Origin of the sequence: Ruegeria sp. HKCCD7251, from assembly GCF_013031165.1 — a bacterium.
Taxonomy (GTDB): Bacteria; Pseudomonadota; Alphaproteobacteria; order Rhodobacterales; family Rhodobacteraceae; genus Ruegeria.
On sequence record NZ_WPZC01000006.1, the window covers coordinates 24,830 to 41,111 of the forward strand.

General features: G+C 57.3%; 14 protein-coding genes. 3 read left to right on the plus strand and 11 right to left on the minus strand.

Annotation, left to right across the window (positions count from 1 at the left end):
* Positions 1-49: 49 nt before the first annotated feature.
* The 5 genes from GOX75_RS14765 to ccoN form a co-directional block, all read right to left on the minus strand.
* The gene (locus tag GOX75_RS14765; protein ID WP_171124323.1) at positions 50-925 is read right to left on the minus strand and encodes a LysR family transcriptional regulator; all 876 of its coding nucleotides are present in this window, start codon (positions 923-925) and stop codon (positions 50-52) included.
* 383 nt (positions 926-1,308) lie between these two features.
* Positions 1,309-2,172, minus strand: a complete 864-nt coding sequence (gene ccoP, locus GOX75_RS14770) for a cytochrome-c oxidase, cbb3-type subunit III (protein ID WP_171124325.1) — start codon at positions 2,170-2,172, stop codon at positions 1,309-1,311.
* A complete protein-coding gene (locus GOX75_RS14775) occupies positions 2,169-2,381 on the minus strand; it encodes a cbb3-type cytochrome c oxidase subunit 3 (RefSeq protein WP_171124326.1) in 213 nt (70 codons plus the stop codon). Before GOX75_RS14775 ends, ccoP begins: the two co-directional genes overlap by 4 nt.
* Positions 2,382-2,392: 11 nt before the next feature.
* The gene (gene ccoO, locus GOX75_RS14780; RefSeq protein ID WP_171124328.1) at positions 2,393-3,121 is read right to left on the minus strand and encodes a cytochrome-c oxidase, cbb3-type subunit II; all 729 of its coding nucleotides are present in this window, start codon (positions 3,119-3,121) and stop codon (positions 2,393-2,395) included.
* A gap of 14 nt (positions 3,122-3,135) precedes the next feature.
* On the minus strand, positions 3,136-4,743 hold the full coding sequence (ccoN, locus tag GOX75_RS14785; RefSeq protein WP_171124330.1) for a cytochrome-c oxidase, cbb3-type subunit I: 1,608 nt from the start codon (positions 4,741-4,743) through the stop codon (positions 3,136-3,138).
* A 196-nt stretch (positions 4,744-4,939) separates the two neighbouring features.
* On the opposite strand from ccoN, the gene GOX75_RS14790 reads away from it, so the two are divergent.
* Positions 4,940-5,779, plus strand: a complete 840-nt coding sequence (locus GOX75_RS14790) for a universal stress protein (RefSeq protein ID WP_171124333.1) — start codon at positions 4,940-4,942, stop codon at positions 5,777-5,779.
* A 42-nt stretch (positions 5,780-5,821) separates the two neighbouring features.
* Here the strand turns inward: GOX75_RS14790 and GOX75_RS14795 are convergent, their stop codons facing one another.
* Together GOX75_RS14795 and fnrL are read right to left on the minus strand one after the other, a co-directional pair.
* On the minus strand, positions 5,822-6,076 hold the full coding sequence (locus GOX75_RS14795; RefSeq protein WP_171124335.1) for a GlsB/YeaQ/YmgE family stress response membrane protein: 255 nt from the start codon (positions 6,074-6,076) through the stop codon (positions 5,822-5,824).
* Between the two features lie 61 nt (positions 6,077-6,137).
* The gene (gene fnrL, locus GOX75_RS14800; protein WP_171124337.1) at positions 6,138-6,881 is read right to left on the minus strand and encodes a transcriptional regulator FnrL; all 744 of its coding nucleotides are present in this window, start codon (positions 6,879-6,881) and stop codon (positions 6,138-6,140) included.
* A gap of 61 nt (positions 6,882-6,942) precedes the next feature.
* On the opposite strand from fnrL, the gene hemN reads away from it, so the two are divergent.
* Both hemN and GOX75_RS14810 read left to right on the plus strand, forming a co-directional pair.
* Entirely contained in the window at positions 6,943-8,298 is a 1,356-nt protein-coding gene (hemN, locus tag GOX75_RS14805; RefSeq protein WP_171124339.1) for an oxygen-independent coproporphyrinogen III oxidase, read from the plus strand.
* 205 nt (positions 8,299-8,503) lie between these two features.
* Positions 8,504-10,432, plus strand: coding sequence for an elongation factor G (locus GOX75_RS14810; protein WP_171124342.1), 1,929 nt, complete (start codon positions 8,504-8,506; stop codon positions 10,430-10,432).
* A gap of 19 nt (positions 10,433-10,451) precedes the next feature.
* Here the strand turns inward: GOX75_RS14810 and GOX75_RS14815 are convergent, their stop codons facing one another.
* From GOX75_RS14815 to GOX75_RS14830, 4 genes are read right to left on the minus strand one after another with little or no spacing between them, the layout of a single operon-like run.
* Positions 10,452-12,029 (minus strand): ABC transporter ATP-binding protein, encoded by a 1,578-nt coding sequence (locus GOX75_RS14815; protein WP_171124344.1) that lies wholly within the window; start codon positions 12,027-12,029, stop codon positions 10,452-10,454.
* A complete protein-coding gene (locus GOX75_RS14820; RefSeq protein ID WP_171124345.1) occupies positions 12,026-13,132 on the minus strand; it encodes an ABC transporter permease in 1,107 nt (368 codons plus the stop codon). The genes GOX75_RS14815 and GOX75_RS14820 overlap by 4 nt, the downstream gene beginning before the upstream one ends.
* Complete coding sequence (locus tag GOX75_RS14825; RefSeq protein ID WP_171124347.1) at positions 13,133-14,227, minus strand: microcin C ABC transporter permease YejB; 1,095 nt, start codon at positions 14,225-14,227, stop codon at positions 13,133-13,135. It lies immediately after the preceding gene.
* 1 nt (position 14,228) lies between these two features.
* Entirely contained in the window at positions 14,229-16,139 is a 1,911-nt protein-coding gene (locus GOX75_RS14830) for an extracellular solute-binding protein (protein ID WP_171124349.1), read from the minus strand.
* Between the last annotated feature and the right edge of the window lie 143 nt (positions 16,140-16,282).

The following is a 16,282-nucleotide window of genomic DNA, read 5'->3' on the forward strand; positions in this document are numbered from 1 at the left end:
GGTAGTCTCTTTGACATGGGTCAAAAGAGCATCGTACAGACACCTTTTGTCACAGCGCCCCGGACTGCGACCGAAGCCAACGGACAAAAATCTTGGTAGCAGGGCGAAGTGGAAAATCACCCGTTACAATATGATACCCGCTATTTTGTGGCTCGCAAAACAGTTCGACAAGCTGCCCCGACGCAATGTCGGCTTCGACAAAATGCCGCGCCGTGACGGTTACGCCCTGCCCGGCGCGCAACGCGTCCAGCAAGAGGTTTCCAGGCAAGGCGATCCGACCCGCGCGTGGACCGTGTTCAACGCCATGCCGCGCCAGCCATGTTGTGGCTTCGGTCGTCCCCAGCTCTTCCAGCCAAGGGAGCTGGCTCAATTCCTGCGGCGTCCAATCAGAACGACCGCCCAAAAGGGACCGCGCCGCGACGATCACGATGGGGCTGCTCAACAACAGGTCCGAGGCAATGCCAGACCAATCACCGCCGCCATAACGGATCGCAACATCCACACCTCCGGGGCTTGGGTTGACCAGTTTCGGCGTCGGGTCCAAAGCCAAGGGAATATCTGGGAATTCTGCTTGAAAGGCAGGCAAGCGCGGCATCAGCCAGGACGCTGCGAACGAGGGGGTCAGAGAGACGTGGACAGGGCGGTCCTGATCCGTTTGCATCAGGGCTGCGACCGCGGCCCCGATTGTGCCAAATCCCAGATGAGTTGCGCGCGCCAGCTTTTCCCCCTCAGGGGTCAGGGTCATGGATTTCCCTGATCGGTCCAACAGCGATACGCCTAGGTGCTTTTCCAAAACCCGCAATTGCTGACTGATGGCTGCGTGACTAACGTTCAACGCCGCACCTGCCTGAACAATATTCTCGGCCTCGGCAAAAGCGGAAAATGCCCGAAGCGAGGCCAGAGGTGGCATTTTCATCCAATCCATTTGTAAGCCTTACTTACACAAGAGAATTGGAATTGAGTCGCATTTTTCAGTCAGAAGTTCAATCTTTTCTGCATTCTCAGTTTACAAAAAGGAGAGGCAAAATGCTCTCAATCCTTGCAAAAAGCTTCATGATCGCCACTCACACCAGAGATCGCGATGAACGTACCGACAAGCCCCGCCTGGGGTCACGGCCAAAACACTGGCCAGCACATGATCATTGGAAAAGAAAAGGCCCAGCGCACAAAAAGGTGCATCTGGACCTCATCATTCGGGATTAGTAATCTGTGAAATTAGCACCGGCTGTTCAGGAAACGCGCGAACAGATGGAACAGCCGGTGCCTCAACCTTCGGGCGGCCAACCGTCCGAAGGTATTCTTCAAACCTTACTGACCACCACCCAACTGGTGGACATAGGCAGTCACAGCGCGGATTTGCGCCTCAGTCAGGCGGTTTTCCCAAGCGGGCATCACGCCGAAGCGACTGTAAGTGACTGTCTGGGTCAGAGCTTCTTCGCTGCCACCATAGAGCCAGATCGCATCGGTCAGGTTCGGCGCACCCTGGAACACATCGCCCGTGCCGTCTTCGCCATGACAAGCGGCACAGTTGTCTTCGAAAACAACCTTGCCCGCTTGCGCTGCGGCGTCATCGGTCTGCGCGTTGGTCAGGGACATGACGTACTGAACGACCTGCGTGATCTCTTCTTTCTCAAGAAGCTCTCCAAAGGCCGGCATCTCGGAATAGCGCGCGTCGTCGCTTTCTTCGTTCCGAATACCGTGGGCAATGGTGAACTCGATATCTTCGAGCGTTCCGCCCCACAGCCACGCATCATCCAGCAGGTTCGGGAAGCCGGGTGCACCCTGCGCGCCTGAACCGTGGCACTGCGCACACCAGGTACGGAATACCGCGCCGCCCGAGTTTACCGCGAATTGCTGCAGCTCAGGGTCTTTCGAGATGTCCTCAAGCGACGTTTCCACCAGCTTGGCATTCCAAGGTGCGTTGGCCTCCTGGAAGGCAACCATCTCTTCCTGCACCAGCTCACGAGACGACCAGCCAAGAACACCAGCGGTCGCTGATTGAACCAACGGCCACGCCGGATACATGATCGTGTAGATCACGCCCCAGATAATCGTGACGTAGAAGGTCCACAGCCACCAGCGGGGCATCGGGTTGTCAAACTCTTCGATACCGTCCCAGCTGTGACCCGTGGTGTTCGGATCACCCGGCAGTTTATCAGATGTCTTGCTCATGGCCGCGCCTCCTTGGGTGTGGCGGGTTTATCGTCGCCCTGCAGGGGCGCTGGTGCGTCTGCATGCCGGAAGGGGATATTGGCGGTGTCCTTGTATTCCTTGCTGGCACCGGGGCGGAAAACCCAGATCACGATGCCAACGAAGAATGCGAACAACAGCAACAACATCCAGCTATCCGCGAACTGCCTGAGGAGTGTATACTCTTCCATCACACCCTCCTTTAGCGGCTTGGGTCCGGGGTGAAGGTCGAGAAGTCGACCAGCGTGCCCAGCATCTGAAGATAAGCCACCATCGCGTCCGCTTCGGTCAACTCGGGCTGACCGTCGAAGTTGCGCACGCTGACCTTGTCGCCATAGCGCTCCAGCAGCCCGTCATAGTCGCTGTCGGGATCAGCCTGCGCACGGAAGTCAGCCTCGGCATTGGCCAGCATTTCTTCGGTGTAGGGCGTGCCGACAAGGGCGTTCGCCTTCATGATGTCACCGATATACTTGCCGTCCAACTTGCGATGCTCGAGGAAACCGTATTTTGGCATCACCGATTCCGGCACAACCGACTGCGGATCACGCAGGTGGTCCACATGCCACTGGTCCGAGTAACGGCCACCCACACGGGCCAAATCAGGCCCGGTGCGTTTCGACCCCCACTGGAACGGGTGGTCATACATCGACTCGGCCGCCAGCGAATAGTGCCCGTACCGTTCGACCTCGTCCCGCATGGGGCGGATCATCTGGCTGTGGCAGACATAGCAGCCTTCGCGGATGTAGATTTCACGCCCTGCCATTTCGAGGGGGGTGTAGGGGCGCATCCCCTCCACCTTCTCGATGGTGTTCTCAAGATAGAACAGCGGGGTGATCTGCACGATGCCACCGATGGTCACGACCAGAAAGCTGAACACCAGCAGGAGGGTCGCGTTGGTCTCGAGGATCTTATGTTTGTCGAGAATTGCCATTGCTCCGGCCCTCCTTATTCAGCCGGGACCGCGACGGACAGGCTGGCCTCTTTGGCCGGCGCTTTCCGCACAGTCATCCACAGGTTGTAGCACATGATCACGGCACCAGCGACGAACATCACGCCACCCAAGGCACGCACCACATACATGGGGAACTTGGCAGCCACGGTGTCAGCGAACGAGTTCACCAAGAAGCCGTTGGCATCCACTTCGCGCCACATCAGGCCCTCCATGATACCGGTGACCCACATCGACGCGGCATAGAGAACGATGCCGATCGTAGCGAGCCAGAAGTGCCAGCTAACCATTTGCAGCGAGTACAAACGCTCACGCTTCCACAGGACAGGCACCAGGTAATACAGCGCGCCAAAGGTGATCATACCGTTCCAGCCCAACGCGCCCGAGTGTACGTGACCAATGGTCCAGTCAGTATAGTGAGACAGGCTGTTCACGGCACGAATCGACATCATCGGGCCTTCGAAGGTGGACATGCCATAGAAACCGACCGAGATGACCATCATGCGAATGATCGGGTCAGTGCGCAGTTTATCCCATGCGCCCGACAGGGTCATCAGACCGTTGATCATACCACCCCACGAAGGCATCCACAGCACGACCGAGAACACCATACCCAGCGTCGAAGCCCAGTCAGGCAGCGCGGTATAGTGCAGGTGGTGCGGACCGGCCCAGATATACAGGAAGATCAGGGCCCAGAAGTGGATGATCGACAGCTTGTACGAGAATACCGGACGTTCCGCCTGTTTCGGGATGAAGTAATACATCATGCCCAGGAAACCCGCAGTCAGGAAGAAGCCCACGGCGTTGTGGCCGTACCACCACTGGATCATAGCGTCTTGCACGCCCGACCAGACGATGACGGATTTAGATCCCCAGATGCTGACCGGGATGGTCAGGTTGTTGACCACGTGCAGCATCGCAACGGTGACGATAAAGGCTAGGTAAAACCAGTTGGCCACATAGATATGCGGCTCTTTCCGTTTAATGACTGTGCCCAGGAAAACGGCCAGATACGCGACCCAGACGATAGTCAACCACAAGTCAACATACCATTCGGGTTCGGCATATTCCTTGGATTGCGTGCCACCCAGAACATAGCCGGTCGCCGCCAGCACGATGAACAGCTGATAACCCCAGAACACGAACCACGCCAAATTGCCGCCCCAAAGACGCGCAGCGCTGGTGCGCTGTACCACGTAGAACGAGGTCGCAATCAACGCGTTGCCGCCAAAGGCGAAAATCACCGCAGATGTATGCAGTGGACGCAACCGACCAAAGTTCAGATAGCCCTGCGCCCATTCAAAGTTCAGCGCGGGAAAGGCCAATTGAAAGGCGATGAATGTTCCGGCGATGAACCCGATCACGCCCCAGAAGGCAGTCGCGATAACGCCATAGCGGATCACGCCGTCCATATACTCGGCCGAGTGGTCCACGAGGATATCTGGCTCATCGGTGTTTCTAAGCGTCCAGATGAACAATCCGCCGGCGATCAGCATCACCAGAATTGCATGCACCTGATACGCCAAATCGCGTGCATAATTTGTCCCGATCGCGGCAAAAACCACGATCAGACCAAGCACGATCAGCTTGATGTAATTTGACATATTGCGTCCCTTTGCCATGCTCTGCGCGATTCTCTTATATCGCAGAACCTTTTTGACTGGCTGTTCTTTTGTCGGACAGCCGCTTTAACTGCTTTGATCTGTGTCAAGACAGGACGCTGAATACTATGACAATCCTAAAGAAACGACTGGGCTGGAAAGTCGCAGCTTACAACGGTTCGAAGGTAAGAGGTCAAAAATGGCTTACAAATCTCTTCTCACTGTGATGACAGATTCCACGCAATCGAATGCGGCCCTTGCGCAGATGGCGGCACTTGCTTTGGCACAGGATGCCCATGCCGAGGCGCTGTGTCTGGGCGTGGATCGTAGTCAGACAGGGTATTACTATGCCGGCGCAAATGCGTTGATCCTGCAAGAAACTCTAAGCCGCGCCAACGCCGAAGCAGAAGAAGTGCTGGAATATGCCAACGCGGTTCTGGGGAAATCCGGTGTTCGGTGGTCTGCCGAAAGTGGCGTGGCTCAGATCGCCGATATTGGACGTCATGTCGCCCATCGCGCGCGGTTTTCGGATTTGGTTGTTCTGCCCCAGCCCTATGGCGAAAATCGGGGCGCAGAATGCGAACCCATAGTCGAAGCCGCGATGTTCGAGGGACACGCGCCCGTGCTTATCACCCCGGAGAACGCAAAGCCGTTCGAACGACCGGGGACGATTCTGATCGGCTGGAACGAAAGCGTTGAGGCCATGCGCGCCATACGCCGCGCCCTGCCCTTCCTGCAACAAGCCGAGCTTGTGCGGATCGTCGTGATCGACCCACCCCGCCACGGGCCGGATCGGTCCGATCCAGGGGGGATGCTGTCGCAAATGCTGGCACGGCACGGAGTAAAGTGCGAAATCGACGTTCTCAGCAAAACGATGACACGCGTGTCAGACATCCTGAATCGCCACGCCTCGGACACTGAAGCTGACATGATTGTCATGGGCGCCTACGGGCATTCGAGATTCCGCGAAGCCATTCTGGGCGGCGCCACTCGGAACATGCTGGAACAATCCCCGGTTCCCGTATTTCTGGCGCATTAAAGCCGGTAAGTTAGTAAAACCGCCCCTAATAAGGGCGGTTTTTTACCCTCGTCTTACAAGGCCGATCAGGAACAGCAGAATGACTGCGCCGATTGTGGCAAAGAATATTGACGAGAACAGGCCGCCCCCGACCGAAAAGCCAAGCGCCGGAAAGACCGTTCCCGCCAGAAACGCGCCGACGACACCGACAATTATGTTTCCAAACAGACCGAAGCCCCGGCCTTCCATGATCTTGCCGGAAAGCCAACCGGCAATGGCGCCAATGAAGATCATGGCGAGAAGGCTACTGAATTCCATGGTTTGCTCCTGAATTGACTGCACTCAGGCCACTAAACCACGACTACTGCGTCAGGTCACGTCAGACCAGAAAACCACCGTCTGAATCGTCACCAGCTTCTTCCATCAGACGTCCCATATCGGGGATGGTCACGTGACGCTTGCCCTCAAGGGTAATGACGCCGTCCCGTTTCAGCGCCGAAATCTGGCGGCTGACCGTCTCCAAAGTCAAACCAAGGTAGTCCGCCATCGCCTCGCGGGTCAGAGGCAAATCAAAGACGATCGGGCCGGCGTTCCCCTCGTGGCTGATTGAGGCGTCCCGACGGGCGATGATGGACAACAGGCTGGCAATCTTTTCACGGGCGGTCTTACGCCCTAGCACCAACATCCATTCACGTGCTGCATCCAGTTCATCCAACGTCATCTGCAGCAGGCGATGGGCGATATGCGGGGTTTCCTTAATCATCTCTTCGAAGGGCTTCTTGCGAAAGCAGCACATCACCAGATCTGTCGTAGCCTGCACGTCGTAGGGCGCCGATTCGCGACCGGGGCGCCCCACAAAATCGCTGGGCAGCAATAGACCGACCATCTGAGTACGGCCGTCTTCCATCGTTTGCGTCAAAGACGCGATACCCGACACGACCGAACCCACGAAATTCATCTGATCCCCAGACCACAGGATTGTCTGACCGGCCTCGAAACTGCGGTAATACTTAATGCCTTCAAGCTTTTCCAACTCATTGGCATCGCAATGCGCACACACCGCCCGATGTCGAATGGGGCAGTCGGCACAATTGGTATGGTCGATCTTGAACATCGGTGTCATGCTGGTTTCCACTTGATCTCTATCAAGGTTTATTTGCGAGCCGTCCTCTAACGGTATCGCCATGATTGTTAAACCACAACTGGCACAGCTTGGACTATTTGACGCGAAAGTACCGCGTTACACAAGCTATCCAACCGCCCCCCACTTCAACAATGACGTGGGGGAAAATCGTTATGGCGACTGGATTTCCAAGATTAAGCCCGGCAGCGCCATCTCTTTGTACATCCATGTTCCGTTCTGCCGCAGGCTTTGCTGGTTCTGTGCCTGCCGCACGCAAGGAACCCAGACCGACAATCCGGTCATTGCCTATGTGGACGTGTTGAAGTCCGAGCTGGATCTGCTGGCCGAACGCCTGCCCCAAGGGGTGACACTGTCGCGCCTGCATTGGGGCGGCGGTACGCCCACCTTGCTGAACCCGGATCTGATGAGAAATCTCGCGGCTCATATTCTGGATGTGGTTCCCTTGGGTGCTGACGCGGAATTCTCGGTCGAGATCGACCCGAACGAAATTGACGCAGATCGGCTGAATGCATTGGCCGAGGCGGGTATGAACCGGGCCTCGATCGGGGTTCAGGACTTCGACGATGAAATCCAGAAAACCATTGGCCGGATTCAAAGCTATGACACCACGCGCAACGCGGTCGATATGATCCGCGCCCGTGGGATTTCCAGCCTGAATGCAGACATCCTGTATGGCTTGCCGCATCAGACCAAAACACGAATGACCGAAAGCGTGCAGAAGCTTCTGTCTCTTAACCCGGACCGGGTGGCGCTTTATGGATACGCCCATGTGCCATGGATGGCCAAGCGACAGCAGCTGATCCCGTCAGATGCTCTGCCCACGCCGGAACAGCGGCTGGATCTTTTCGACACGGCTCGCCGCCTTTTCATGTGGGACAACTACGCGGAAATCGGAATCGACCACTTCGCCACGCAGGATGACGGTCTGACCCATGCCTTGAAAGCAGGGCGGCTCAAGCGAAATTTCCAGGGATATACTGACGATCAGGCCGAAGTGTTGATCGGAGTCGGGGCCAGTTCGATCTCACGCTTTCCACAAGGCTATGCCCAGAACGCACCCGCGACGTCGGCCCACACAAAAGCAATCCGCGAAGGGCGCTTCTCGACGTCCCGCGGGCATATGTTCAAGGGGCAGGATGTTCTGCGAGCGCGTTTGATCGAAGCGCTGATGTGCGACTTTCAGATCAATTCGGCGGAGATCCTGCGCGATCACGAAGTCTCGGCCACTGAACTGAATCAGATGTTCCAAACGGCCAATGCCGCGTTCGACAACCTGTTGCGCGTCACCGACGAAGGGCTGTTTATTCCACCCGAGGCCCGCGCCCTGACCCGGATGATTGCTCGTAGTTTCGACGCCTATGACCTGAGCAAAGCTGGCCACAGCTCGGCGATCTGACGTCTTGCATTTGCGCTGATCCTGCGGCCTGCCATCGTAACATTCGCGCGGGGGCTTGACGCAGGTATCCGATTTTCTCCACACTTGGGGTGTGCGATCCGCACCCTGAGGCAGGTGAATTCGCAGACAGTTCTTGCCGACGCATCCGCGTGGGACGGTCCTTTTCGTGCAGGTATTACTGCAACCTGAAAGAGGGACAGCACTCATGCGCGTTTTCACCGTCCTCGGCCCCAGTCAGTCGGGCAAGACAACCCTGGTCGAGGCCATCAGCCGCCTCGACGGTCGACCCACCACATTCGACGTGTCCGGAACCGTGCATTTGCACGGTTTTTCTTATTTGGGCGAGCAATGGTGCGCCGTTGACGTGGATGGCGGCGGGGATAACCTGGGCTATGTCGGCCCGGCGATGGCCATTTCCGACGCGGCTGTTGTGGTTGTGCCCCCGGACCCGGACGCAGCCGTTCTGTGCGCCCCTTATCTGAGATTGGTAGAAGAGGCCGGAATTCCCTGCTTCCTGTTCATCAACCGGATGGACAGCCCGAATGGACGCATTCGGGATATCATCGCGGCACTACAGACCTATTGCGTTCATCACATCGCGTTGCGGCAAGTGCCCATCCGTGATGGAGACTCCATCGTTGGCGCGGTCGATCTGATTTCGGAACGGGCCTGGAAATACCAGGAGGGGAAACCTTCCAACCTGATCGAGTTGCCCCAATCTGTGGAAGACCGTGAACAAGAAGCCCGAACCGAGCTTTTGGAAACTCTGTCCGACTTTGATGACAACCTGCTCGAGCAACTGATCGAAGACAAACAGCCCCCCAGCGCCGAGATTTATGACCTTGCCGCGCAGGTGCTGCAGAACCATCAGCTTATCCCGGCCTGTATGGGGTCCGCCAGCCATGGAAACGGCCTGACACGCCTGATGAAAGCCCTGCGGCATGAAGCGCCCGAGTTTGACATCGCAGCCGGACGCGACGAAGCCGCCGAAAACGCCCGCGCGATCGCCGGGTTTGCCGATGTGAAAAAACATATCGGCAAGATCATTGTCCTACGCGGACTGGGCGACGGCGTAAAAGCCCATGAGCCGCTGGGAGGTGAAACCGTTGGCAATCTGACGGGACTGGATGCAAAAACCCAGATCGACAAGCTGGGCGCGGGTCAAATCGGGTTGGCGGTCAAATCTGATCACCTGAACCCCGGCAATCTCTATGACAGCAAAGAGGCCACGCCGTTGCCCGAGTGGGCCTTATCCCATCCGGCGGCTCACCGTCAGGTGGTCTCACCCGCGCATGAACGCGACGATGTGCGTTTGTCCAATGCCCTGACCCGGCTGGTTGAGATTGACCCGGGCCTACACATGGAACAGGACGAACTTAGCGGTCATTCAGTTCTGGGATCGCAGGGTCCGCAGCATATGCGCCGTGTCAGCGCGAAACTGGCCGAAGACTTCGGGATCGAGATCGTCGCCGATCCGGTTGAAACCGCATATCGGGAAACCATACGTACACCTATTGAACATCGCCATCGCCATCGCAAACAGTCCGGCGGGGCCGGGCAATTCGCCGATGTCGTGATCTCGGTTGCGCCCATGCCACGCGGATCGGGGTTCCAGTTCGAAGAGGTGGTCAAGGGCGGTGCGGTGCCGCGCAACTATATCCCCTCGGTCGAACATGGGGCCAAGGACGCGCTTGAACAGGGTCCCGAGGGGTTCCCGGTTGTCGATGTGAAAATCACGCTGAGCGACGGCAAGCATCACAACGTAGACAGCTCGGATTATGCCTTCCGCACCGCCGGAAAAAACGCCGTGCGAGAAGCGCTGCCACAGGCCAAGCCCGTGGTGCTGCAGCCGATCCTAAATGCCGAGATTCACCTGCCTTCGGATTTCGTGGGCGACCTTGTTCCCACGATCAGCTCGCTTCAGGGTCAGGTTCTGGGCTTTGAGGGCAATCCCAACGCCTCAGGCTGGGAGATTTTCAACGCGCAACTACCGGCAGTAGCCGAGGATGAACTGCACCGCAGTCTGGCCAGCGCGACACGCGGCACCGGCTGGGTCAAGCTGAGCTTTGATCACTATGAAGAACTGCGCGGCCCGGTGCCAAAACCGGTGGATAAGGAAAAAGCCAGCGCCTGAGCAAATTGTAGGGCGGGCTTCAGCCTGCCGCTGCGATCAATTCACGGGTGTAGTCTGTCTGGGCGTTCTCAAACAAATCCTCGGCCGTGCCCATTTCAACCACATCACCGTTTCGCATAACGATAACGTTATGGGACATGGCGCGCACGACCTTCAGATCGTGGCTGATGAACAGGTAGGCCAAACCGTATTTCTTCTGCAGGTCACGCAGCAAGTCGACGATTTGAACCTGCACCGTCATGTCCAGCGCACTGGTCGGTTCATCCAGAACCAGCAACTTGGGCCGCAACACCATCGCACGCGCGATGGCGATCCGCTGACGCTGACCGCCTGAAAACTCGTGCGGGTACCGGTCCATTGCAGCCGGATCCAGCCCCACTTCCGTCATCACCTCAGTCACCAGTTCACGCGGGGCGCGGTGCGGGTCGACTTTGTGAATTGCCAAACCTTCGGCAATGATCTGCTGGCACGTCATACGCGGGCTCAGGCTACCGAACGGGTCCTGAAACACGATCTGCATGTCCTTGCGCAGGCGCCGCAGTTCTCGCGTGGACCAACGCCGGACATCCTGATCGCGGAAGGTGATGCCACCCTCGGACGCAATCAGGCGCATGATCGCCAAAGCCAGCGTTGTCTTGCCCGAACCACTTTCGCCCACAATTCCCAACGTCTCACCCGCCCGCACGCTAAGCGTGGCATCGTTGACCGCCTTGACGTGTCCCACCGTCCGCTTCAGGAACCCGCGCTGGATTGGAAACCAAACCTTAAGATGATCTGTTCGCGCGACTTCTTCTGCGTCTGCCGCCACCGCTTGCGGGTGACCGGACGGCTCGGCCGCCAGCAGCTTGCGCGTATAAGGGTGTTGTGGGTTGTCGAAAATCGCGATCGTCGGGCCGGTTTCGACGATTTCACCATCCTTCATCACGCACACACGGTCCGCAATCCGGCGTACAATGCCAAGGTCATGGGTAATGAACAGCATTCCCATGTTTTCGGATTTCTGCAACTCGGCCAGCAGTTCCAGGATCTGTGCCTGAATAGTGACGTCCAGCGCCGTTGTCGGTTCATCCGCGATCAGAATGTCGGGCTTGTTGGCCAGCGCCATCGCGATCATCACGCGCTGGCGCTGCCCGCCCGACAATTGGTGCGGATAGCTGTCCAGTCGATCCTGCGGGTCGCGAATACCAACCTTTGTCAGCAGCTCGACAATTCGGTCACGCGCCGCATCACCGGTCAAGCCCTGATGCAGGGCCAGAGACTCAGCCATCTGTTTCTGGATCGTGTGCAGCGGGTTGAGCGAGGTCATCGGCTCTTGGAAGATAAAGCTGATGTCGTTGCCGCGCACATCCATCAACCTGTCCTCGGACGCGCCGATCATCTCATTCCCGTCATAGCGAACCGAGCCTTCGACGATCGCGCTGTCGCCCAGCAGCGACACTGTCGACAAGGCCGTAACGGATTTTCCCGACCCGGACTCACCTACCAGAGCTACCGTTTCACCACGATCGACGGTGAACGAAACCCCTTTCACCGCCGCGCTGACCTGCCCGTCCTGTTTGAACGAGACCTTGAGGTTGTTCACATCCAAAAGGCTCATGAGAAGGTCTTTCTGGGATCAAACGCATCGCGCACGCCTTCAAAAATGAAGACCAGCAACGACAGCATGATGGCAAAGGTGAAAAAGGCGGTGAAGGCCAGCCACGGTGCCTGCAGGTTCTGTTTCGCCTGCAAGGTCAGTTCACCCAGCGAGGGGGCCGAGGATGGCAGGCCAAAGCCAAGGAAATCCAATGAAGCCAGACCGCCAATGGTTCCCGTGACGATAAACGGCATGAAGGTCAGCGTCGCGACCATCGCATTCGGCAGCATGTGCCGGAACATGATGGTCATGTTGCCCACGCCCAGCGCCCGCGCCGCGCGCACATATTCAAGGTTCCGGGCCCGCAGGAATTCGGCCCGGACAACCCCAACCAGCCCTGTCCAGCTAAACAGGATCATCAACGCAACCAGCAACCAGAAACTTCGGCCCAGAATGGCAAACATGATGATGATCACGTAAAGCGAGGGGGTCGCGGACCATATCTCGATGATCCGCTGGAAGATCAGGTCCAGCCATCCGCCAAAGAACCCCTGAATGGCTCCGGCGAAAATCCCGATCAGGCTGGCAACGCCGGTAACCATCAGGGTGAACAGGATCGACAGCCGGAATCCGTAAATCACCCGCGCCAGCACATCGCGCTTGGTGTCGTCCGTGCCCAGAAGGTTCTGGCCATTTGGCGGCAGCGGCGCGGCACCCGGCCGGTCAACGCTGGTGTTGAAGGAATAGGGGATCAGGGGCCAGATGGCCCATCCGTGCTCGAACCCTTCGGCTTGGAACGTACCGGCGTCGATCTGCTCGATAATGCCCTCGGGGTCGTCAAAACATTGCTCCAACCCGCCGCTGTCGATCAGGCAGCGCACCTCGGGATCGCGATAGATCGCTTCGGTCTGGAAGTCGCCCCCAAATTCGGTTTCGGCATAGAAGTTGAAGACGGGCGTGTAAAACTCGCCCCGGTATTTCACGAGGATCGGTTTGTCATTGGCGATGAATTCGGCAAAGAGCGACAGGCCAAACAGGATCGAAAAAATGATCAGCGACCAGAATGCGCGGCCATTACGCCGAAAATTGCGCCAGCGACGTTGGTTCAGCGGAGAAAGCGCCATCTACCCCTCCCGCTTTTCGAAGTCGATGCGCGGGTCGACCAGCACATACATCAGATCACTGATGATGCCGACAACCAGACCCATCAGGCCAAAGATAAACAGCGTGCCAAAGATCACCGGGTAATCGCGCGCAACGGCGGCCTCGAACCCCAATCGGCCCAACCCATCCAGCGAGAAGATCGTTTCGATAATGATCGACCCGCCAAAGAACACGCCGATGAACACAGCAGGGAACCCGGCGATCACGATCAGCATGGCGTTGCGGAACACGTGACCGTACAGCACCTTGCCTTCGCTCAAGCCCTTGGCGCGGGCTGTCATCACGTACTGTTTCTTGATCTCGTCCAGGAACGAATTCTTGGTCAGCAGCGTCAGGGTCGCAAAGGCCGAGATGGTCAGCGCGATAATCGGCAAAGTGATGTGCCAGAAATAATCCGCAATTTTTCTCATCAGGCTAAGGCTGTCCCAATTGTCCGATGTCAGCCCCCGCAACGGGAAAATCTGCCAATATGACCCACCAGCAAACAGCACCAGCAACAGGATTGCGAACAGGAAACCGGGAATGGCATAAGCCACGATGATCGTTCCGCTTGTCCAGGTATCGAAGGTCGAGCCATCCTTGATTGCCTTGCGAATGCCCAGCGGGATCGACACCAGATAAGCAATCAGCGTCGACCACAGACCCAGCGAGATCGAGACAGGCATTTTTTCGAGGACCAGATCAATAACGCTGATCGACCGGAAATAGCTCTCGCCAAAGTCCAGTGTCAGGTAGTTGCCCATCATGGACAGGAACCGTTCCAGCGGCGGCTTGTCGAACCCGAACTCTTTTTCCAGCTCTGCAATGAATTCCGGCGGCAATCCTCGGGCGCCGACGTATTTGTCGTCAAACGAGCCTCCGGCGGGTTCGGCGGCGGCACCGGCATCTCCGGCACCGGCGAAGCCTGCAAAAACGTCGCCTTGGCCTTCGATCTGCGCGATAATCTGTTCGATCGGTCCACCCGGTACAAACTGAACCAGTGTGAAGTTGACGATCATAATGCCCAGAAGCGTGGGAATAACCAGCAACAGGCGTCTTAGTATATATGCGCCCATGTTACCGCAGCGCGCCCTTCGCCTTTAATGCAGCCTCTTTCTCGGGGTTGACCCACCAAAGATCGAGATAGCCAAGCGTAAATGGCGGCAGGTTTTCGGGGTACTCATACATGTCGTAATAGGCCGTCCAGTAGTCCGCCACATATCCATCGGAGATGATGAAGAACTCATACCGCAACACACGATCCAGCGCCATAAGCGCCGCGTCCTGTTCCGCCTGATTTGTGGTGTCAAAAGAGGCTTCGATCACGGCATCCACCAGCGGGCTGGCAAGTCCGGCGGGGTTGAACAGGCTGAACGCTGCCTCTTCCGAACCATACATCTGGCTCAAACCGCCACCGGTCGACAGGAATGATCCATACCGATTGGAATACACCATATCGTAATCCCGCTCGCGCCTGCGCAAGGTGAACTGAGACGGGTCCACCTTTTCCGCCGAAGCGTCAACGCCGATCGACTGCAGGTTCTGCACAAAGGTTTCGATCATCGTCGCGGTCGAGGTTGGAATACTGGACGCATAGGGAATGTTCACCTTCAGGGTTTCACCTGCCGCATTGCGACGCAGATTTCCATCGCCCACCGGCCACCCGGCCTCATCCAGAAGTTTCGACGCCTTGCGCAGGTTGCGGCGATCGTTCAACCGCGCCGGGTTGGACTCGTGCGTCAACAGGGCCGGTTCGCTCAGAACATCTGCTGGGACCACATCACCCAGCGACTCCAGAAACGCCAGTTCAGCACCTTCCGGCGCGCCGGTGGCTTCTAGATGCGTGCCCTGAACAAAAGAGTTCCGGGGAGTATTTAATCCGAACATCAGTGATTCATTGGCCCATTCGAAATTGAACGCCAGCGCCAAAGCCTTGCGCACGTTTTTATCCGCGAATTGGGGCTTGCCGAGGTTGAAGACAAAGCCCGATGGTGTCGGTGGGCTGCCATCGGTGATCTCATCCCGCACGACCGAGCCTGCGCTTAGTTTTGGAAAGTCGTAGCTAGAGGCCCAGAGTTTTGGGTCGCTTTCGATACGCATGGTATACTCACCCGCCTTGAACCCTTCGAAGGCGGCGGTCTGGTCGGCGAAATACTCGACCCGTATGGTGCCATAATTGTTGCGGCCCACATTGATCGGCAGATCTTTCGCCCAATAATCGTCCCGAAGCTTGTAAACGATGCGGCGATTGATGTCGTAGCTGTCAAGTTTGTACGGCCCCGAGCCCACCGCCACCTCAAGCCGGGGTTCATCCAGACGCCTGCTCTCGTCCCCTTCGAACCACGCTTTTGAGAAAACTGGCGTTGATCCGACAGTTTCAATCAACCCCCGTCTTGTCACGTCGGGGCTGAAGGTGAACTTGACTGTGTGGTCATCCAGCGCCTCAGCCCCGGTAACCATCCGCCCAACCGCCTGCGCATAGGATGGCAGACCCTGTTCGATAAACAGGCGATGGCTATAGACCACATCCTCGGCCGTGACCGGCGTTCCGTCCCAAAACGTCGCCTCGGGGCGCATGTGGAAAATCACATAATTGCGGCCTTCGTCGTATTCCATGCTTTCCGCGAGCAAACCGTAATATTGCCCGACGCTGTCCGAAGTACTGTCGATCAACGAGTCGTATTGCAGCGTCGTAAGCGCCCCGGCCCGGCCTTTGCGCGAGTACGGGTTCAGAGAATCGAATGTACCTGATCCAGCAAGCGACAACTCTCCGCCCTTTGGGGCATCGGGGTTCACATAGTTCAGGTGCGGATAGTCAGCGGGATAGTCGAGGTTTCCAAAGTAGGAATAGCCGTGGCTGCGGGTGACGTTTTCCTCGGCGGCAACAGCTTTGTCACCAACCCCAAGCATGAGCGCCGCGGCAATTCCCATAAAGGCTGCCCAAGGCCGAACAGTCGTTACGCGCGGTGCAGGCGGCAGGGGTTTCATATGCTCATCCTCTGGTTCGTTGACTTCTTTAACCTTGTAAGCGCCAGCTAAAAGACCAGCGCTGTCATATGCAAGTTTAGAATGCGTGAACGCTTTGTGAAGTTCTTCTTAAACAAAAATAAAGCCGCTGCGGGAAGCAGCGG